The sequence below is a fragment of the Micromonospora sp. WMMD980 genome (assembly GCF_029626035.1).
GTDB lineage: Bacteria > Actinomycetota > Actinomycetes > Mycobacteriales > Micromonosporaceae > Micromonospora.
The window spans coordinates 935,704-953,250 of the sequence record NZ_JARUBE010000003.1; the positions used below are offsets into that span (position 1 = coordinate 935,704).

A 17,547-nucleotide genomic window follows, 5' to 3' on the forward strand; every position below is an offset into this window, starting at 1 on the left:
GTGACATGCCACGACGACAATGGCCGCTGTGGAGAAGTACCCCGGCGGCGTCGAAGATGTGCGGGTGATCACCGACCGTCCGACCTCCGCCACCCCCGACCCCGAGCGGCACCGGCTCGCCCAGGCCGATGCCGGGGAGCTGGAGTGGCGCGCATGGGGCCCCTATCTGTCCGAGCGGGCGTGGGGGACGGTACGGGAGGACTACAGCGAGCACGGCACGGCGTGGGACTACTTCCCCCACGATCACGCGCGGTCCCGAGCCTACCGGTGGAACGACGACGGCATGGCGGGCGTCTGCGACGACCGGCAGACGTTCTGCTTCGCGCTGGCGCTCTGGAACGGGCGCGACCCGATCCTCAAGGAGCGGATGTTCGGCCTCGGCGGCGACGGCGGCAACCACGGCGAGGACGCCAAGGAGTACTGGTGGTATCTCGACTCCACGCCCACGCACTCGTGGATGCGCTGGCGCTACCACTACCCGCAGGCCGCGTTCCCGTACGACGAACTGGTCTCGGTGAACGCGCTGCGCGGCCGCGACGACACCGAGTACGAGCTGGTGGACACCGGCATCTTCGACGACGACCGGTACTGGGCGGTGACCGTCGACTACGCCAAGGCGTCGCCGACCGACATGTGCCTGCTGGTCACGGTCGCGAACCGGGGCGACGAGAACGCCGCCCTGCACGTGCTGCCCACGCTCTGGTTCCGCAACACCTGGTCCTGGGGGCTGCCCGGCGCCGACCGGGTGCCGAAGCTGGTCGGCGCCGGTTCCCGACTGGTCGGTGAGCACTGGGTGCTGGGCCAGCTCCTGCTGGAGGGCGACGGCGAGCCCACACCGCTGCTGTGCGACAACGAGACCAACGCGGAGCGGCTGTGGGGCCTGCCCGGACGGTCGGCGTACCCGAAGGACGGTATCAACGACCACGTGGTGGCCGGCGCGCCCACCGTCAACCCGGACCGCGTCGGCACCAAGGGCGCGTTGCACTACGTGCTCGACGTGCCGGCCGGCGAACAGCGGCAGATCCGGCTGCGGCTGACCCGCACCGCCCCGCCCCCGGCGGCCGGTCCACCGGCCCCGGCCGACCTCGGCGACGGGTTCGACACCGTGCTCTGGGCCCGCCGCGCCGAGGCGAACCGGTTCTTCGACAGCCTGATCCCGGCCGCGGCCTCCGCCGACGAGGCGCTGGTGGCCCGGCAGGCGATCGCCGGGCTGATGTGGGGCAAGCAGTTCTACCACTTCGACGTCAAGCGCTGGCTGGAGGGCGATCCCGGGTCGGCGCCGCCGCCGCCCGGCCGGCGGCACGGGCGCAACAGCGCCTGGTGGCACATGAACAGCTTCGACGTCTTCTCCATGCCGGACCCGTGGGAATATCCCTGGTACGCGGCCTGGGACCTGGCCTTCCACTGCGTGACCATCGCCCGCGTCGACCCGGGCTTCGCCAAGGAGCAACTGCTGCTCCTGCTGCGCGAGTGGTACCTGCACCCGAACGGGCAGATCCCGGCGTACGAGTGGGCGTTCGGGGACGTGAATCCGCCGGTGCACGCGTGGGCCGCGTTGAAGGTGTTCGAGATCGACGGCTCCTCCGACCACGAGTTCCTCGCCCGGGTGATGCACAAGCTGCTGCTCAACTTCACCTGGTGGGTCAACCGCAAGGACACCGGCGGCAACAACGTCTTCGAGGGCGGTTTCCTCGGCCTGGACAACGTGGGACCGTTCGACCGCTCGGCCGCGCTGCCGGTGGCCGGCACGCTGGAGCAGTCCGACGGCACCGGCTGGATGGCCATGTACGCGCTCAACCTGCTCGACATGGCGATCGTGCTGGCCGAGCACGACCACGCGTACGTGGACACCGCGACGAAGTTCTTCGAGCACTTCGCCTACATCGCCGCGGCGGCGTACGAGCAGGGGTTGTGGGACGCCGAGGACGCGTTCTTCTACGACGTGCTGCGGTTGGCCGACGGCACGAAGGTCCCGCTGAAGGTGCGCTCGGTGGTCGGCCTGCTGCCGTTGGCCGCGGTCACCCGGCTGACCACCCGGACCATGCGTCGCCTGCCCGAGCTGGGCGCCCGGCTGCGCTGGTTCCTCACCAACCGCCCGGAGTACGCCGACGTGATCGGCGGCCGCCGGCTCGGTTCGGACGGCACCCAGCAGCGGCTGCTGTCGATGGTCGGCCCGGAGCAGATGGTCCGGCTGCTGGCCCGGATGCTCGACACCGACGAGTTCCTCTCCGAGTACGGCCTGCGCACGCTCTCCCGCGCCCATCTGGACAAACCGTTCACGGTCACGCTCGGCGGGCAGGGGTTCAGCGTCGGCTACGAGCCGGCCGAGTCGACGAGCGGCCTGTTCGGCGGCAACTCCAACTGGCGTGGCCCGATCTGGATGCCGACGAACTTCCTGCTGATCACCGCGCTCCGGGACCACGCGGCGTTCTTCGGCGACGACCTGCAGGTCGAGTACCCGACCCGCTCCGGAGCGAAGCGGACCCTCGACGAGATCGCCGACGACCTGTCGGCCCGGCTGATCTCGCTGTTCACCCGGGACGGGTGGGGCCGCCGGCCGATCTACGGCGCCGCGCAACTGTTCCAGACCCACCCGGACTGGCGGGACCTGATCTGCTTCCCGGAGTATTTCCACGGCGACAACGGCGCCGGGCTGGGCGCCTGGCACCAGACCGGCTGGACGGCGCTGGTCGCCGACCTGATCCTCACCCTGCGCCGCTGAGCGCCGCGCCGCGCATCCCGCCCCGCGCCGCCGTTGCGGACCTGCCGCCGCTCAGGGCAGCGGGAGGAACGCCACCCGGGCGTGGTACTCGCCGGCCACCGTCACGGTGTCGCTGCCGAGCCACAGGCCGCGCTCGCTGGCGTACAGCTCGGCGGTGCCGACCCCGCGGTCCTTGGTCGGGTTCCACGCCAACGCCCGGCCGGTGGTCGGGTTGATCGCCCCGACGCCGGGCCGGGACACCGCGCCGGGGCCGGCCGCGTTGCGCCCCGACGGGTTGTCGAGCCAGCGTTGGTGGCCGCCGACGTAGACCGCCGCGCCGGTGACGGCCACCGACAACAGGGTGTCGCCGCCGGTGTAGTTCACCCAGGTCGGCTGCCTGCCGGCGGTCTCCGCGCCGAGCTCGAAGCGGGCCGCGGCGTCGCACAGCGTGCCCGGGAACGGCCCGCCGGTGGTCACCGCCGTGAACCAGGTGCCGTCCGGCGCGATGTCGACCCCGCGCAGGTAGGTGGGGATCGACTTGCTGCACCGCGGTTGGTAGCGGACCGTCGACCAGCCGGACAGCGCGGCGCCCGTCGCGGTCAGGTTCGCCACCGCCAGTTGGTGCCGGGCCTGCCCGGCGACGGAGCTGAAGTTGCCCGCGAAGACCAGCCGCCGGCCGTCGGCGGAGACGTCCATCGCCTCGATCTTGACCGGGGCGGTGACCCCCGAGCTGGTGACCCGGGGGCCCTCCAGCCGCAGGTTCACCGCCGGGTCGGCGGCGCCCGTGGTCGCGTTCAGGGCGGCCAGGGCGCGTCGGGTCACGCCGCCCACGGTCTGGAACGCGCCGGCCACGAGCAACCGGGCGCCGACCAGCCGCATGTCGTTGACCTGGTTGTTCAGCGCCGCCGGAGCGAACCCGGCGACCCGGGCGCCGGTGACCGCGTCGACCCGGGCCACCCTTGGCGCGGCCACCCCGCCGACCGTGGTGAACGCCCCACCGAGGTAGATCGAGCGGCCGTCCGCCGAGGCGGCGAGCGCCTTCACCGTGCCGTTGACCACCGGCGTGAACGTCGTGTCGATCCGGCCGGTGGTGGCGTCGAACGCCACCAGCCGGGGCATCGCGAGCTGCGTGCTGGTGTTCGCGTTGCGGACCTTGGTGAACGAGCCGGCGAGGTAGACCCGGTTGCCGACCTGGAGGATCCGGTACACGGTGCCGTCGAGCGCGTGCGGCGTCCAGGCCGCCGGCTTCGCGCCGACCACGACGGCGTGGGCGGCGTTGACCGCGTGGGCCGGGGCCGCCGGGAACGCGACACCGGCGACGGCGAGCGCGGCCGCTCCGGCGAGGACCGCGCGGCGACCGGCCCGGGCCGGAACGGGTGAGGTGGTCATCGCTGAAGCATCCCGCCCGACCAGGATTTCCGCAGTCGGGTACCCGCCTCCACGGAAAACGTTAAGTGGGGGCCCCTCTTTCGAGGAGTACGGTGGCAGGGCCGCGAGGGAGGGGTGGGATGGGACAGCGCCGGGAGGCCGCCGTACTGGTCTTCGATGCCGATGACACGCTCTGGGAGAACAACGTCCTCTTCGAGCGGGTGATCGAGGACTTCCTCAGCTGGCTCGACCACCCGACCCTGGATCGGGCGCAGTTGCGCGCCGTGCTCGACGACGTGGAGCGGGCCAACGCCCGGGCGCACGGCTACGGCAGCAAGATCTTCCTGCGCAGCCTCGCGGACTGCCTGGCGAAGCTGCGCGAGCGCCCGGCCACCGAGGCCGAGCGCGCCGAGATCACGCAGCTCGCGGCCGCGCTGGTCGGGCACCAGGTGGAGCTGATGCCGGGGGTGGCCGAGACACTGGACGACCTGGCCACCCGCCACGAGCTGCTGCTGCTCACCAAGGGCGAGCGCGAGGAGCAGCAGCGCAAGCTGGACGCCTGCGGACTGCTGCACCACTTCCGCGCGGCGCACATCGTGCCGGAGAAGGACGTCGACACCTACCGCCGGCTGGCTCGCGAGCACGCCTTCGACCCGGCCGGGGCGTGGATGATCGGCAACTCGCCGCGTTCGGACATCCTGCCCGCCCGGGCCGCGGGCCTGAACGCGGTGTTCATTCCGAACGAGAACACCTGGGTGTTGGAGCACGAGGAGCTGGACCCGTCCGACCCGGGGGTGATCCGGCTGGCCGCGTTCCCCGAGCTGGTCCGACACTTCTGACAGGGCCGGTAACGTCCGGGACGTGCCGCTGACGTTCCCTTCACACCTGGCGCCGGTGCTGCCGCTGAAGTGGTGGCGGCCGCACTGGTTCGACGGGGTGGCACTGGCCACCGGCGCGGTCGCGCCGGACGTCGGCTACCTGGTCACCGGTACCCACTTCGGCCTCGGGACGCGCACGCACACGCTCGGCGGGCTGCTCTGGTGGTGCCTGCCGGTGGCCCTGACGTACGCCTGGATCGTCCGCCGGGTGGTGGCCGGCATCGCCGCGCACCTGCCCGCGCCACGGCTGTTCGGCTGGCCGCAGTACGCCGCGTTGGCCGGGGTGCGCCATCCCTGGCAGGTCACCGTCTGCTCGGCGCTGATCGGCGCGTTCAGCCACGTCGCCTGGGACCGGATCAGCCACTCCGAGCGCCTGCCGCGGCTGCTCGGCGTCGCCGACTTCCACGCCCAGACCGGGTGGTACTGGTGGCAGTTCGCGGACGTGGTCGCAAGCCTCGGCGGTGGGCTGCTGGTGGCCGCCGCGGCGGTCTACGCGGCCCGCCGCGGGAAGATCTTCGACGGCGACCCGCCACCGGTCCCGGCGACGAACCCGCTCGTCTTCTGGCGGGTTACCCTGGCGGTCACGGCGCTGGGCGCGCTGCTGCTGCCCGGGTTGCCGGCGGCCTCCGTCGCCGCGCCGGCCGGGGTGCGCGTGCTGCATCTCGGTGCGCTGGCGCTGATCGCGGGCGCCGCGGCGGCCCGGTCCGCGCCGTCGGGGGAGGCTGGTCGCAGCCCGCGCCTCGAAGACGAACAGCGCCCGATCGGCTGACCCTGTTACGTCGACATGCCGCTTTTCGGCATTGACATCAATCACAGCCCGTCGGCCCGTCCAGCGCTTGTCCCGCCCGGGCCGGCCTGCCTAACCTGAGCCGGCGTGCACGCCTCGTCGGGGTGAGGCGGGAGCGCACCGGAGTCCGGCGGTAGGAGCACCGTGGAGCTGAGTGCGGGCGAACCGGCTCGCCGTGTGGGCCCGGCGTGGGCGTCGTGCCGCGCCCGCCGTGTCCCGTGGCGCAGACCGATATCACGCCGGACGGCCGGGGTCAGGGCCGGGGAGTTGCGGACCCGGTCCTGACCCGTCCGGCCCGACGCCGGGCAGGATGCCTCTGGCGCGACAGGCGGTCACGGAGCGACACTGGGTCATGACCCTTCGGCGCGTACCGCTGCTCGCCGGCCTGGTCGTGCTGCTCGCCGCGGCCTGCACGGCGGCCGACCCCGACGGCGCGACCCCGACGCCATCGGCGACCACCGCGCCGGTCACGACAGCCGCCCCGCCGGCGCCCGCCACCACGCCCGCGCCCGCCGACGCCGCGACGGTCGGGTCCTGGCGGCGGACCTGGGGCTGGGCCGTGCCCGACGCGCCGGCCCGGGTGACGCACCAGGTGCGGCCGCCGGTCGCCCCGGCCCCCGGCGAACCACTGCCCGTCCTGGTGGCGGTGCAGGTCGGCGACCATCCGGAGGAGGGCTTCAGCCGGATCACCTTCGCCTTCCGCGGACCCACCCCGTCCTACCAGATCGGCTACGTGCCGCAGGTCGTCACGGAGGGGCGTGGCGCGCCTGTCGAGCTGCCGGGCACGGCCTACCTCTCGGTGCGGTTCTCCCCGGCGCAGGCGCACGACGCGCGCGGCGGCGGCACGGCCGACGTGCCGCCGGCGGCGATCGGCTACCCGACGCTGCTGGGCTGGGCGGCGGCCGGCGACTTCGAGGGGCACCTCAGCTTCGGGCTCGGCCTCCAGCCGCCGGACGGCGGCCGGGTGCCGGTGCGACTGGGCGAGTCCACCCGGCCGGACGGCGCCCACCTCGTCTCCGTCGACGTCCGGCGGGGCTGACCGCCCGCCGGCCCGGGCTCGCTCAGTCGACCTCGCCCCGCACGATCGCCACCGCGACCCGGCAGAACTCGTCCATGTCCGGCTGGAAGCCGGCGGCGATGTCGGGGTGCAGCCCGGAGCGCGTCTCGTCGAGCAGCCGCCGGCACACGTCCTCGACCGGCTCGCCCGCGTAGGTGGCCCGGACCCGGTCGGCGGCCGCCTGCAGGGCCGAGGTCAGCTGATCCTCCAGCGGGCCGCGCAGCTTCCGCTGCACAGGGTCGAGCCCGCTCGGATCGAGCGTGACATGTGGCTCCGACATCGGCGCTCCCTTCGTCGGCGTCCGCGGTACCCCACCGCGGGCGTCGGTCAAACCATCGTCGGCACGGCCGCGACCCGGACCAGGTACGAGAACTCCTCCGCCGGCTCCTCGGCGTACGACAACCGGCGGATCTGCCGGTCGTCGGTCCAGAGCGCGACGTCGACGAACACCCCGAGGTGGGCGAGGCCGATGGTGGACACCCGCTTCTTGTCCTGCAGCACCGCGCACACGCCGCCGAGCAGGGTGCTGGCGTCGGAGGTGCGGTGCCCGGGCGGGCACCGCAGGGTCAGGTCCACCTCCACCGGCCCGGCGAGCGGGGTCCACCCGGTGCGCTGGGCCGCCGTGCAGGCAGCCTGGAGCAGCGTGCGGACCCTCGTCGCCTGGCGGTGGCCGGCGGCGAAGATGGACAGGGCCTCGGTCTTGACCGGGGGCAGGCCACTCACCTCGAAGGTCAGGGCGAGAGCGCGGGTGTCCTGCACGACGGCACCTCCTCGGGGGAATCCTGCCCAACCGGTACGCACGCGGGCGGCGGTTCCCGGGAGAACCAACCGATCGAGCGGGCTGTGGGGGACAGCCGGCGGCGGGTCGACGGCGGTGGCGACGCGCGGGCCACGGAGCTAGGGAAACGCTAGTCGAGCCGGCTGACGCTGGGTAGTCTCCCCGCTCACCTGCTGAGACGGCACCCGCTCCCGGGTCAGCGGCGGGCGCGCTTGAGTTCGTGGAACGTGTCCAGCCGCATCAGCGGCAGCATCGAGTCCCAGATCGTCAGCGCGTCGTCGGTGCCCGGGACCTCGGTGAGGATCGGGCCGTGGATGCCCCGGGCGGCGCCGGGCACCATCAGCACCGGCGAGCCGACGTCCGGTCCGGCCGACCCGTACGCCAGGGAGTGCGACTCGCGAACCGCCGCGTCCCAGCGTTCGTCGTCGAGCGCCGCCGCCGCGTCGGTCAACCCGGTCGCCTCGACCGCCGCCGCGACCACCTTCTCGCCGAGCGGGTCGCCGGCGTCGTGGCTACGCGTGCCCACCTCGGTGTAGAGGCGACCCGCGTCGTCGTGCCGGCCCTGAGCGCGCAGCGCCTCCACCAGGCGCAGCACCCGGCCGGAGGCCGCCATCGCCGCGGCGAACTCGGGCGGCACCTGCCCGTCGTTGAGGATGGCCAGGCTGAACGCCCGCCACTCGACGCTCAGTCCGCGCGCGTCGGCGACGGTGACGAGCCAGCGGGAGGTCCGCCAGGTCCAGGGGCAGGCCGGGTCGAAGAAGAAGGTGGCGTCCATCCCACCAATCTACGGGCGGGCACGGCCGGCCGCAGCGCGGCGGCGACCGTCGCGTGACCGTGATGTTTCGCTTCGTCGTAGGTCGGGCACGTTCGACCGCACGAAACGCCCGGGGCGTCGGACGCACGGGCCGGTGCCTCGACCGTCTCGCCGTGCGCCGGGGCACGGGTGACCTCTTCGGTTTCGCCGAAGAGTGGGGCAGGGTGAGGACGACAGTCCCCGACCCGGCCGCACGACGGCCGGCCGGACGCATGGCGGCGGCGGCCGCCGCGCACGCGCTGGTGGCCCCGCTGGCCGCCTGCAGGTCCGGCGGCGACGGCGGCCCGCCGACGATCAACCTGTACGACCCGCCCGAGCAGAACCTGCAGAAGGTGGTCGACGACTGCAACGCGCAGGCCCAGGGGCGCTACCGGATCTCCTACCGGGTGCTGCCGCGGCAGGCCGACGGTCGCCCTCCGCAAGGAGCAGCGCCAGATGAAGGCCCGGGTCCGTGAGGCCGCCCGGCAGTACGCCTTCGAGCTGCGCATCCCCGAGCCGGTGAAGACGACGACCGGCGCGCCGACCGGCACGATCGCCAAGCTGCCCGGCACGACCGAGGGCATCCACCCGAGCTACGCCCGGTTCTTCATCCGCCGAGTCCGTTTCAGCATGACGGACGCCGACCAGCGGGCGAAGGCGGAGGAGTTCCGCGAGCAGGGCTTCACCGTGGAGACCTGCCAGTACGACGCCTCCGGCAACACGGTGGTCGTCGAGTTCCCGACCAAGGACAACCTCCTCGAAGAGGTGGAAGACCTGGGCTACGACAAGTACGACGCGGCCGACCTGGTCAAGAGCGCCGACGAGATCAGCCTCGACGACATGCTGGCCTTCCAGGCGATGTACCAGGCGGACTACGCCGACAACGCCGTCAGCTTCACCGCCAACGTGAAGCCCGGCCTGGACGTGGACGAGGTCGCCGCCACGATCCGCAAGTGGCTGCCCTGCCTGAAGGGCACGACCATCATGGTCGACGGCACGAGGCCGCAGGCCCCGTACGAGCGGATCAGCGAAGGCCAGTACCGCATGGCCAAGGCGTCGCTCGTGGCCGATGGGATCGACGAGGAGTGCGCCACCGGGGCGTGCCCGGTCAGGTAGTACCCGCAACGAAGAGGGCCCCTCAGCATCGCGCTGAGGGGCCCTCTTCTGCGTTGTGTCAGCTCTGCTTGGCGAACCCGACGAACGCCCGCCAGGTCGCCGGCTCGAAGGCCAGCACCGGGCCAGTCGGGTCCTTGCTGTCGCGCACGGCGACCACGCCGGGCAGGTTGTCCGCGACCTCGACGCAGTCGCCGCCGCCGGAGCCGCTGCGGGTGGACTTGCGGAACTTGGCACCGATCAGGTCCATGACTTCACAACTTCCTTCATCAGCTCGGTCGACTGCCTGCGGGATAGGGCCTCGTTGCGAACCGTCTCCCACCTTGACAGCAGGGTAGCCAGAGCCTCGTCCTTATCGACGACGACCCCGCCCAGTTGGTTCTCCAGATTACCTACCCAACCGCCATCTGCGCCGCGCGCCAGGATGAACGGGCCCGTCAGCCCGACGTGCATCCCGATGTCCGCCGGCACGATGTGCACGCTGAGGGTCGGCCGCTCGGCCAGCCCGATCAGGTGGTGGATCTGCTCGGCCATCACGCCCTGGAAGCTCTCGTCGACCCGGCGGAGCACGATCTCGTCGAGCACCACCACGAACTGCGGCGGCTCCTCCCTGTCTAGGATCGACTGCCGATCCATCCGGGCGGAGAGCCGCTTCTCCACCTGGGCGTCGGTGAGCTTGTCGTCGCAGCGGATCACCGCGCGGGCGTACGCCTCGGTCTGGAGCAGGCCCGGGATCAGCGTCGGCTGGTAGCACCTGAGCTGGTCCGCTGCCCGCTCAGCGTCGAGCCACGGCCGGAACCACGAGGGCTGCCCCGCCAGCTCGGCCAGGTTGAGCAGGCTCTCGAACAGGCCGCCGGTTTCCAGCACCTCGTCAGCCCGCTTCACGTAGGGCAGATCCAGCGGGCGAGTGCCCGTCTCCACCGAGGACACCAGCGACCCGGAGTAGGCGGCACGCCGGCCGAATTCCTCCTGGTTGAGGCCCGCCGCTATTCGCATCCTGCGGAGCTGCGCCCGGATGAGATCCGCACCGCGCTCACCTTCCATGCCCCCTCCAGGGATTCGCCAAGATCGCCAAATGATCGCCAGGCCCGCCGCCAGGACGCCAGGATGCCGACGTGACCAGGCTGCATGCCTTCCGACAGTAGCGATGTCCTCACCAGACTGTCATCTATGCGGGCCGGCTCTGGTGGAGGGGTGTCGGGGCCGGTCCCGCTGGGGCCCCCTCTACTTCCCCCGTGGTGGAGGGGCCCCGCCCGAGGATTCGAGGTCCGGGTCGTGGAGGGGGGAATGCGGTTCGCGGCCTGGGCTCCGTGCAGCAGGCAGGAGGGGCACGTGGTGAACGACGACGACGCCGACCTCACCCGGCCAAGGCACCGGCCGTGCAGGTCGAAGCGCTTCCCCGGTGGGCGGAAGTGCGCGTGCCCCTCCTGCCGCACCGCGCGCAAGAAGAAGCGGGCACCCGTCGAGCGACAGCCACCGGCCCTTCGGAGCGAGCCGGCGGCCGACCGCCATCTGCCGCTTTACGACCCGACTTGGAATGCCCCCACCGAGATCAACTGGACGCTGGCCGCCGAGCTGGTGACACGAAGGCAGGAGATAACGCATGAGCCCCCTCAGCACTCAGGCAACCCCACCCTTCGCCGGCCCGAAGCCCAGCCTGCCCCGGGAGTACGGCGAGCAGATGCCCCATACCCCGCTGCGCCCTATGTGGTTCTGCCGGGCGGACGGCCGGCAGTGGCCCTGCGCAGAAGCGCGGCTGCGGCTGAGGGCTGAGTTCGCGGACAACCTGCCCGGCCTGGCGATCTACCTCGCAGGCATGCAGTACGAGGCGACCCGCGACCTCTATCACCTGAACCCGCACGACGGGCCAAGCCCGCGCGAGCTGTTCGATCGCTTCGTGGCGTGGGGCCCGTTCCGCAAGCCTGCCGTCGCACCCCGGGAGGGATTCGGCAGCTCATAGATTCCCGCTGGTCGTTGCCTTGGCCAAGCACCGACTGGCGGGCGCACAGGGCACAACCGGCGCGGGGACCGCATCCCCGCAAGCAGCGCACCTGAAGGGAGACTGTCTCATGACCCCCGAGAACCAGGTCGATCTGTACGCGGTCGACGCCTCCGGCGTGAACCTCCGCAAGCTCTGCGGCCGTGGCATCACGAACACGATGGAGAGCTGCGTCGCCGCCGCCATCCTGCCGGGCAACCCGGACGCCGTCATCATCGGCGACTCGAAGCTCGGTGCCGACTCGCCCACCCTGCGCTTCGAGCGCAAGGAGCTGGACAACTTCTTCGCGGCGTACCAGGCCGGCGAGATCATCTGATCGCACCGAGGGCTGGCCGTGCTCGTCGTGCGGCCAGCCCGCCTTCAGGGGGAATAATGGCTCCGGTGACGCATCACTGGCATGGGTGCGGGCCCTGGCAAGGCGGCCATGAGGTCTTCGAGATGAAGAACGACTATCTCCGCAGGCCCCGCGAGGACTGGGACAAGACAACGGTGCCAGCGATGGAGACAGGCCACTACCTGCTGCGCCGCTCGCAGACCAGCCGTGAGCGGACCTGGACACGCGTTGAGGACGCCCTCGACTGGCTCTCGGCGATGAGCGACCGGCACCCGCACGACCCGGCGCTGAACTACCTCGACACGGCTAGCGGCTGGAGCACACCCGCGATGGCCTGCTCGCGGGAGCTGACACCGTGTGGCACTACACCACCAGCCTCAGCGCCAACCGCGTCGTCGTGTTCGCCGTGATCTGCTGCCCGCACCGACACCACACGCGGACGCCATGCCCCCTCCCGCCGAACTAACCTTCGAGACTGGGAGAGCCCGTGTCGCTCGACATGATCCTGGGACCAGAGACCGCCGCCGCCGTTCGCGGCGAGTGGCCTGAGCGTCCGCACACCCTGAAGCTCCCGAGCCAGAGCCCGATCGGACGGGCGGTCAGCGCGCAGACGATCCGGGGATTCCTCGACGCCGGCTGTGCGCCGAGCAGCTAAGTCAACGTCTTCCATCGCGGCGAAGGGCTGCATCCGGCCCGCTTCACCGCCGACGATCGGGTAGCGCCGGCCTCGGTGCAACTCCTGCTCGACCAGGGCTGCACCATCCAGCTCCGCGAGCTGAACCGGTGGTTCCCGCCGCTCAGCGCCATCTGCGCGAGCATCCAGGCCGAGACCGGCTATTCGGGATACGTCACTGCCTTCGTCACCCCGGCCAGCGCTCAGGGTCTCGACTACCACTGGGACCAGTACCTCGGGATCGTGGTCCAGTTGAAGGGGTCGAAGACCTGGGAGCTGTTCGCCCCCAAGGTCGACGCGCCGTACCGCGACCACGCCATGTCGACGAACCTCTGGCAGGACGAGTGGGTCAAGCAGTGGCAGGACGCCGGCCCGGACCAGACGGTCGAGCTGACGGCCGGGGACGTCCTCATGCTCCCGCGAGGGTGGGTGCACAACCCGCACTCGCGGAACGCGACGGAGACCAGCGTGCACCTGACCTTCGTACTGAAGGAGCGGGTGCCGCTGTGGATCGCCGAGCGGTTGATCGGCGGCGCGATCAGGGATGCCCGCTTCCGTGCCGTCATCCCGCCGTCCCAGCTCGGCCCCGACAAGATGCCGGCCACCGTCGAGCAGGTGCGGTCGCTGATGATCGACTATCTCGCCGAGCTGGACGTGGAGGAGATGTCGGGGGTGCTGTGGCGCGCTGCTCAGCAGGAGACCAGCCACGCCACGTTGTGACCAGAAGCGGGCCAGCCTCGAACAGGCTGGCCCGCTTCGCTCAGGCGGGTACCGGTACCTGGAGCTGAAGCTCCTCGATGATCCGGCGGGCCCGGTCGGGACCGGCACCCAGTACCCCGGCCACCCGCTTCACGCCGAGGGTACCGTCCTTCGTCAGTACCTCCTGCGGGGTCTGCTCGAAGACCGTCCGCAGCTTCGCCTTCAGTACCTCGTCGGTCCACCTGTTCGACCCGGGCAGCGGTCGCAACCTGACCATGCACGAGCGGCGGTCAGCCGGCGCGCTCGCCGACTGAGCGTCGCCCCGAGCGTGCGCTTCCAGGTCCCGACCACCCGGCCGCCGCGCACCACGGTGGCCTGGAAGATTCCGTTGTTGCCGGGCACCACCGCGTCGGCGTGCGCCGGGTCGAGCATCAGCGAACGGTCCTTGAAATTGAGCAGGTATTCGTCGAAGCCGGGCAGCGTGTGCAGGTCGTCGACCGGAGCGCGGGGCGCGTCGAGCAGCGCGGCGTCGACCACTGCCGGCTCGCCGTCCACCTCGACAGCGGCGAGCCGGTCGCCGGCCAGGGTGAGCGCCCGGGCCGCGTCGGTGACGGTCAGGCCGCTCCAGCGGGCCAGCTCGTGCCGGGTCACCGGGCCGTGGCCGCGCACGTACCGGTGGGCCAGCATCGCCAGCGCCTCGTCGCGCTCCGGGCGGTGCGGATCGGGCGCCCACTCGTCGAGCAGCACGAACGACTGCTCGTTGCCCCGGTGCGGGGCGATGCAGGTGATGCCGCGCAGGCTCGCGTACCAGAGCAGGTGGTAGCCGCGCTGGCCGGTGGTGTCCAGCCCGGCGGCGCGCAGTGCGGCCAGGCACTCGGCGCGGCTGAGCCGGCCGCCGCCGGCCAGCGCCGTACCGAGCACGTCGCCGGCGTGGTCGCCGTCGGCGAGGGTGAGCCCGAGCTGCCGCCACCTGCCGGTCAGCCCGGCGAGCGTGCGGACACCGGTCACGGCCAGCATCCAGTGCGCGTCGCGCGTGGGCACCAGGTGCACCGTCCCGCGCATCGGCCAGGTGCGTAGGGCCTCCCGGCGTTCCAGCGCCGCGTCGACCTCCGCCCGGGTGCGCCCGGGCAGGCGCGCGCCGAGCGACCACTGCCCGCTCGCCGCGTCCTGCGCCTGCATGGCGCCGAACCACTCGACCACGTCGGCCACGCCCCTTGGCCGGGTGATCGGGTGCGGACGCAGCAACAGGCCGGTCATCCGCAGCGCGAGCGCCTCGGCGCGGCTGAGGCGAACGGTCACGGCGGCCTCCCGGGAGCAGGTGGACGGCCAGCGCACGGCCCGGGGTTCGACCGGGCCCGGCGGCCGGGGACGGGCCCCTGATCGCGCTACGCCGGCGTCGCCGCCGACGGAGCGCGATCCCCCGTTCAGGTTCCCGGCGCGGGGCGGCGTACGGCCGGCGCCGGTGGAAACAGGATCCCCGGTGCGCCGGGCCGGGCGCGTGGTCGCCCGCCGAACTTGCGCAAATCTTGAGCGGCGTTTGACGCGGCAAGTAACGGGTAGTCGCCGGGGCTTACCCGATTCGAGGAGGAGAACGTCTGATGGATGGCCAGGTCAAGGTCGCGGTGATCTACTACAGCGCGACCGGCATCACCTACCAGATGGCGCGATCGGCGGTCGAGGCGGCGGAGGAGGCCGGCGCTGAGGTCCGCCTGCGCAAGGTACGTGAGCTGGCGCCCGACGAGGCGATCCGCTCCAACTCGGGCTGGCAGGCGCACCGGCTGGAGACCCAGGACGTGATGGAGGCCGAGCCGGACGACCTCTCCTGGGCCGACGTGGTGATCATGGGCTCGCCCACCCGGTACGGCATGGTCGCCGCCCAGCTCAAGCAGTTCATCGACACCACCGGCCCACTCTGGGCCAACGGCGCGCTGGCCGACAAGGTCTACACCGGCTTCACCTCGACCGCGACCTCGCACGGCGGCCAGGAGGCCACGCTGCTGTCGTTGTACACGGTCTTCTACCACTGGGGCGGCATCGTGGTGACGCCCGGTTACACCGACCCCAGCCAGTTCGTCGCCGGCAACCCGTACGGCGCGTCGCACACCAGCAACAACGGCGAGGTCGCCCCGGACCACGTGGCGCTGGCCGCCACCGCGTTGACCGCGAAGCGGGCCGTGCTGACCGGCGCCGCGTTCAAGCGGGGCATGGTCGGCTGACCCGTGCCGAACGGGCGACAGGTGGCCCGGACGAGGGCTCTCGAACCCGTCCGGACCACCTGTCGTCGTAGAGCTACCCCCGATCGGGCGCGCCATGCGCGTTCAGCGCCGGCCGGTCGAGCAGATGCCCGAGCAGGTCGGCCAGGACCGCCGTGCCGTCGCGGCTGAGCACCGACTCCGGGTGGAACTGCACCCCGGCGAAGCCCGCGCCGCGCAGCGCGTGCACCGCGCCGTCCGCCGGGTCCCGGGACACCTCGACCGGCCCGTACGCGCCGGTGATCCGGTCGGTGTCGGCCCGGGCGGTGAAGCTGGCGTAGAAGCCCACCCGGCGGGTCACGCCGAACACCGGCACGTCCCGGGGCAGGCCCTGGTAGGGCGCGTCGCGCCGATGCAGCGGCAGGCCGAGCAGCCCGGCCAGCAACTGGTGGCCGAGACACACCGCCAGGGTCGGGCGACCGGCGGCGAGCAGCTCGGTCAGCACCGCCCGCAACGCCGCCATCTTCGGTGCGGTCGCCTCGCGCGGGTCGCCCGGGCCGGGACCGACCACCACCAGGTCGTAGCCGTCCAGCGGGCCGGGCCGGGACCAGTCCCGCCGGCTGACCGCCAGCCCCAGCGCGCCGAGCTGGTGGGCGAGCATGCCGGTGAACGTGTCCTCGCCGTCGACCACGAGCGCCCGCCGCCCGGCGAGCCCGCGCAACGCGAGCGCCCCCGGCTCCCGCTGCCGCAACCAGAACCGGGCGAGGGGGAGGTTGCGGGCGGCCAGCGCGGCGCGTACCTCGGGGTCGTCGGCGTGGCGGACGGCGGCCCGGTCGTCGGGTCGTGGGGCGTGCGGGCCGAGGCCCAGCGCGGCCAGCACCCCGGCGGCCTTGGCGTGCGTCTCGGCCACCTCGCCGGCGGCGGTCGAGTGCCGGACCAGGGTGGCGCCGACCGGCACCCGCAGCGCGCCGTCGCCGGTGATCTCGGCGGTGCGGATCAGGATCGGCGCGTCGAGCGTCTGCCGGCCCGCCTCGTCGCGGCCGAGCAGGGCGAGCACGCCGGCGTAGTAGCGCCGCCCGGTCCGCTCGTGCCGGGCGATGACCCGGCAGGCGTTCTCCATCGGGCTGCCGGTCACGGTGGGCGCGAACATGCTCTCCCGCAGCACCTCGCGCACGTCCCGGGAGCAGCGTCCGGCCAGCAGGTACTCGGTGTGGGTCAGGTGCGCCATCTCCTTCAGGTAGGGCCCGACCACCTGGCCGCCGTGCTCGGCGACCACGGCCATCATCTTCAGCTCCTCGTCGAGCACCATGTACAGCTCCTCCACCTCCTTCTCGTCGTGCAGGAAGCGCAGCAGCGCGGCCCGGTCGGCCGCGCCGTCCCGGTGCCGGAAGGTGCCGCTGATCGGGTTCATCTCGACCAGCCCGTCGGCCACGCTGACGTGCCGCTCCGGGCTGGCGCCGACCAGGGTCCGGGCACCGGTGTGCACCAGGAACGTCCAGTACGCGCCGCGTTCGCCGGCGAGCAGCTGGCGCAGCGCGGCCAGCGCCGCGGCCAGCGGATCGCCCTGCACCCGGGCCCGCAGGGTGCGGTGGATGACGAAGTTCGCGCCCTCGCCCCGGCCGATCTCGTCGGTCAGCACCCGCTCGACGACCGCCGCGTACTCGTCGTCGGAGATGTCGAAGCCGGCGTCGCGGGTGCGCACCGGCGCGTCCGGCAGCGCGTCCAGCACCCGCGCCAGCGGGATCCGCAGGTGTTGCCGGATCTCCAGGAACTCCAGCGGCAGGCCGTCGTCCACGCAGGCGAAACCGCGCTCGGTGATCTGCCGGTAGGGCACCAGGGCCAACGTGCGCGGGCCGGCCGGCCCGTCGGGCAGCGGCAGGTCGGCGAGGTGCTCCGCGTGGTGCACGGGGCCGGCGTACAGGTCGACGTGGTCGGCGCCCTCGCGGTGGACGAGCGCGAACGGGCCGGGGTCGCGGCCGGCGGCGACGGCGGACAGCGGATCGGACGGAACGGTCATCGGTTCTCCTCAGTGGGCCGGCGGCCACCGGCGAGGGCGACCCGGAATGCCGGGGAAGAGACCGGCGGCCGCCTCGTCGGGCGGCCGCGTGGGGAAAGCTACGCGCGGGGGTGGGCCGCCGGGTCGGCGGGCCACCAGCAGGACAGGTGCGCGGGCAT

20 protein-coding genes are annotated in these 17,547 nt (G+C 72.6%); 11 read left to right on the forward strand and 9 right to left on the reverse strand.

Annotated elements, in window-relative coordinates; all coding sequences use genetic code 11:
• Positions 1-19: 19 nt before the first annotated feature.
• Positions 20-2,722, forward strand: a complete 2,703-nt coding sequence (locus O7618_RS04875; protein WP_278104746.1) for a glucosidase — start codon at positions 20-22, stop codon at positions 2,720-2,722.
• Between the two features lie 51 nt (positions 2,723-2,773).
• Here the strand turns inward: O7618_RS04875 and O7618_RS04880 are convergent, their stop codons facing one another.
• Positions 2,774-4,090, reverse strand: a complete 1,317-nt coding sequence (locus O7618_RS04880) for a hypothetical protein (protein ID WP_278104747.1) — start codon at positions 4,088-4,090, stop codon at positions 2,774-2,776.
• A gap of 119 nt (positions 4,091-4,209) precedes the next feature.
• Here O7618_RS04880 and O7618_RS04885 point away from each other — a divergent pair, with 119 nt between their 5' ends.
• The 3 genes from O7618_RS04885 (at position 4,210) to O7618_RS04895 (ending at position 6,773) form a co-directional block, all read left to right on the forward strand.
• Positions 4,210-4,908: an HAD family hydrolase gene (locus O7618_RS04885; RefSeq protein WP_278104748.1), complete on the forward strand. Its 699-nt coding sequence runs from the start codon at positions 4,210-4,212 to the stop codon at positions 4,906-4,908.
• A 22-nt stretch (positions 4,909-4,930) separates the two neighbouring features.
• Complete coding sequence (locus tag O7618_RS04890) at positions 4,931-5,716, forward strand: DUF4184 family protein (RefSeq protein WP_278104749.1); 786 nt, start codon at positions 4,931-4,933, stop codon at positions 5,714-5,716.
• 370 nt (positions 5,717-6,086) lie between these two features.
• Complete coding sequence (locus O7618_RS04895; protein WP_278104750.1) at positions 6,087-6,773, forward strand: hypothetical protein; 687 nt, start codon at positions 6,087-6,089, stop codon at positions 6,771-6,773.
• A 22-nt stretch (positions 6,774-6,795) separates the two neighbouring features.
• Here the strand turns inward: O7618_RS04895 and O7618_RS04900 are convergent, their stop codons facing one another.
• From O7618_RS04900 to O7618_RS04910, 3 genes are all read right to left on the reverse strand, one after another.
• The gene (locus O7618_RS04900) at positions 6,796-7,071 is read right to left on the reverse strand and encodes a hypothetical protein (RefSeq protein ID WP_278104751.1); all 276 of its coding nucleotides are present in this window, start codon (positions 7,069-7,071) and stop codon (positions 6,796-6,798) included.
• Positions 7,072-7,118: 47 nt separating this feature from the next.
• Positions 7,119-7,550: a hypothetical protein gene (locus O7618_RS04905; protein WP_278104752.1), complete on the reverse strand. Its 432-nt coding sequence runs from the start codon at positions 7,548-7,550 to the stop codon at positions 7,119-7,121.
• A gap of 215 nt (positions 7,551-7,765) precedes the next feature.
• Positions 7,766-8,344: a DsbA family protein gene (locus tag O7618_RS04910; protein ID WP_278104753.1), complete on the reverse strand. Its 579-nt coding sequence runs from the start codon at positions 8,342-8,344 to the stop codon at positions 7,766-7,768.
• Positions 8,345-8,547: 203 nt separating this feature from the next.
• On the opposite strand from O7618_RS04910, the gene O7618_RS04915 reads away from it, so the two are divergent.
• Together O7618_RS04915 and O7618_RS04920 are read left to right on the forward strand one after the other, a co-directional pair.
• Complete coding sequence (locus O7618_RS04915) at positions 8,548-8,838, forward strand: hypothetical protein (RefSeq protein WP_278104754.1); 291 nt, start codon at positions 8,548-8,550, stop codon at positions 8,836-8,838.
• A complete protein-coding gene (locus tag O7618_RS04920; protein ID WP_278104755.1) occupies positions 8,819-9,478 on the forward strand; it encodes a hypothetical protein in 660 nt (219 codons plus the stop codon). Before O7618_RS04915 ends, O7618_RS04920 begins: the two co-directional genes overlap by 20 nt.
• A gap of 58 nt (positions 9,479-9,536) precedes the next feature.
• On the opposite strand, the gene O7618_RS04925 is transcribed toward O7618_RS04920, so the two are convergent.
• Positions 9,537-9,725, reverse strand: coding sequence for a DUF397 domain-containing protein (locus tag O7618_RS04925; protein WP_278104756.1), 189 nt, complete (start codon positions 9,723-9,725; stop codon positions 9,537-9,539).
• Positions 9,716-10,519 carry a helix-turn-helix transcriptional regulator gene (locus tag O7618_RS04930; protein ID WP_278104758.1) on the reverse strand — a complete coding sequence of 268 codons (804 nt, stop codon included), beginning with the start codon at positions 10,517-10,519 and terminating at the stop codon, positions 9,716-9,718. The genes O7618_RS04925 and O7618_RS04930 overlap by 10 nt, the downstream gene beginning before the upstream one ends.
• A gap of 559 nt (positions 10,520-11,078) precedes the next feature.
• Here O7618_RS04930 and O7618_RS04935 point away from each other — a divergent pair.
• From O7618_RS04935 to O7618_RS04950, 4 genes are all read left to right on the forward strand, one after another.
• Positions 11,079-11,435, forward strand: coding sequence for a hypothetical protein (locus tag O7618_RS04935; RefSeq protein WP_278104759.1), 357 nt, complete (start codon positions 11,079-11,081; stop codon positions 11,433-11,435).
• Between the two features lie 109 nt (positions 11,436-11,544).
• Positions 11,545-11,790 (forward strand): DUF397 domain-containing protein, encoded by a 246-nt coding sequence (locus tag O7618_RS04940; protein WP_278104760.1) that lies wholly within the window; start codon positions 11,545-11,547, stop codon positions 11,788-11,790.
• A 122-nt stretch (positions 11,791-11,912) separates the two neighbouring features.
• The gene (locus tag O7618_RS04945) at positions 11,913-12,218 is read left to right on the forward strand and encodes a hypothetical protein (protein ID WP_278104761.1); all 306 of its coding nucleotides are present in this window, start codon (positions 11,913-11,915) and stop codon (positions 12,216-12,218) included.
• A gap of 320 nt (positions 12,219-12,538) precedes the next feature.
• Positions 12,539-13,201 (forward strand): cupin domain-containing protein, encoded by a 663-nt coding sequence (locus O7618_RS04950; RefSeq protein ID WP_278104762.1) that lies wholly within the window; start codon positions 12,539-12,541, stop codon positions 13,199-13,201.
• Positions 13,202-13,241: 40 nt separating this feature from the next.
• Here O7618_RS04950 and O7618_RS04955 read toward each other — a convergent pair whose 3' ends face one another.
• Complete coding sequence (locus tag O7618_RS04955; RefSeq protein ID WP_278104763.1) at positions 13,242-13,448, reverse strand: hypothetical protein; 207 nt, start codon at positions 13,446-13,448, stop codon at positions 13,242-13,244.
• A complete protein-coding gene (locus tag O7618_RS04960) occupies positions 13,403-14,479 on the reverse strand; it encodes a winged helix DNA-binding domain-containing protein (RefSeq protein ID WP_278104764.1) in 1,077 nt (358 codons plus the stop codon). The genes O7618_RS04955 and O7618_RS04960 overlap by 46 nt, the downstream gene beginning before the upstream one ends.
• Before the next feature lie 299 nt (positions 14,480-14,778).
• On the opposite strand from O7618_RS04960, the gene wrbA reads away from it, so the two are divergent.
• Positions 14,779-15,396, forward strand: a complete 618-nt coding sequence (gene wrbA / locus O7618_RS04965) for an NAD(P)H:quinone oxidoreductase (protein WP_278104765.1) — start codon at positions 14,779-14,781, stop codon at positions 15,394-15,396.
• Positions 15,397-15,469: 73 nt separating this feature from the next.
• Here wrbA and O7618_RS04970 read toward each other — a convergent pair whose 3' ends face one another.
• Positions 15,470-17,389, reverse strand: a complete 1,920-nt coding sequence (locus O7618_RS04970; RefSeq protein ID WP_278104766.1) for a chorismate-binding protein — start codon at positions 17,387-17,389, stop codon at positions 15,470-15,472.
• Between the last annotated feature and the right edge of the window lie 158 nt (positions 17,390-17,547).

Excerpts from the sequence above, each read along its gene's own strand:
- O7618_RS04940 (WP_278104760.1), top strand. The coding sequence starts at position 11,545 with ATGACCCCCGAGAACCAGGTCGATCTGTACGCGGTCGACGCCTCCGGC.
- O7618_RS04935 (WP_278104759.1), top strand. The coding sequence starts at position 11,079 with ATGAGCCCCCTCAGCACTCAGGCAACCCCACCCTTCGCCGGCCCGAAG.
- O7618_RS04885 (WP_278104748.1), top strand. The coding sequence starts at position 4,210 with ATGGGACAGCGCCGGGAGGCCGCCGTACTGGTCTTCGATGCCGATGAC.
- O7618_RS04930 (WP_278104758.1), bottom strand. The coding sequence starts at position 10,519 with ATGGAAGGTGAGCGCGGTGCGGATCTCATCCGGGCGCAGCTCCGCAGG.
- O7618_RS04910 (WP_278104753.1), bottom strand. The coding sequence starts at position 8,344 with ATGGACGCCACCTTCTTCTTCGACCCGGCCTGCCCCTGGACCTGGCGG.
- O7618_RS04925 (WP_278104756.1), bottom strand. The coding sequence starts at position 9,725 with ATGGACCTGATCGGTGCCAAGTTCCGCAAGTCCACCCGCAGCGGCTCC.
- O7618_RS04970 (WP_278104766.1), bottom strand. The coding sequence starts at position 17,389 with ATGACCGTTCCGTCCGATCCGCTGTCCGCCGTCGCCGCCGGCCGCGAC.
- O7618_RS04920 (WP_278104755.1), top strand. The coding sequence starts at position 8,819 with ATGAAGGCCCGGGTCCGTGAGGCCGCCCGGCAGTACGCCTTCGAGCTG.
- O7618_RS04945 (WP_278104761.1), top strand. The coding sequence starts at position 11,913 with ATGAAGAACGACTATCTCCGCAGGCCCCGCGAGGACTGGGACAAGACA.
- O7618_RS04875 (WP_278104746.1), top strand. The coding sequence starts at position 20 with ATGGCCGCTGTGGAGAAGTACCCCGGCGGCGTCGAAGATGTGCGGGTG.
- O7618_RS04900 (WP_278104751.1), bottom strand. The coding sequence starts at position 7,071 with ATGTCGGAGCCACATGTCACGCTCGATCCGAGCGGGCTCGACCCTGTG.
- O7618_RS04895 (WP_278104750.1), top strand. The coding sequence starts at position 6,087 with ATGACCCTTCGGCGCGTACCGCTGCTCGCCGGCCTGGTCGTGCTGCTC.
- O7618_RS04880 (WP_278104747.1), bottom strand. The coding sequence starts at position 4,090 with ATGACCACCTCACCCGTTCCGGCCCGGGCCGGTCGCCGCGCGGTCCTC.
- wrbA (WP_278104765.1), top strand. The coding sequence starts at position 14,779 with ATGGATGGCCAGGTCAAGGTCGCGGTGATCTACTACAGCGCGACCGGC.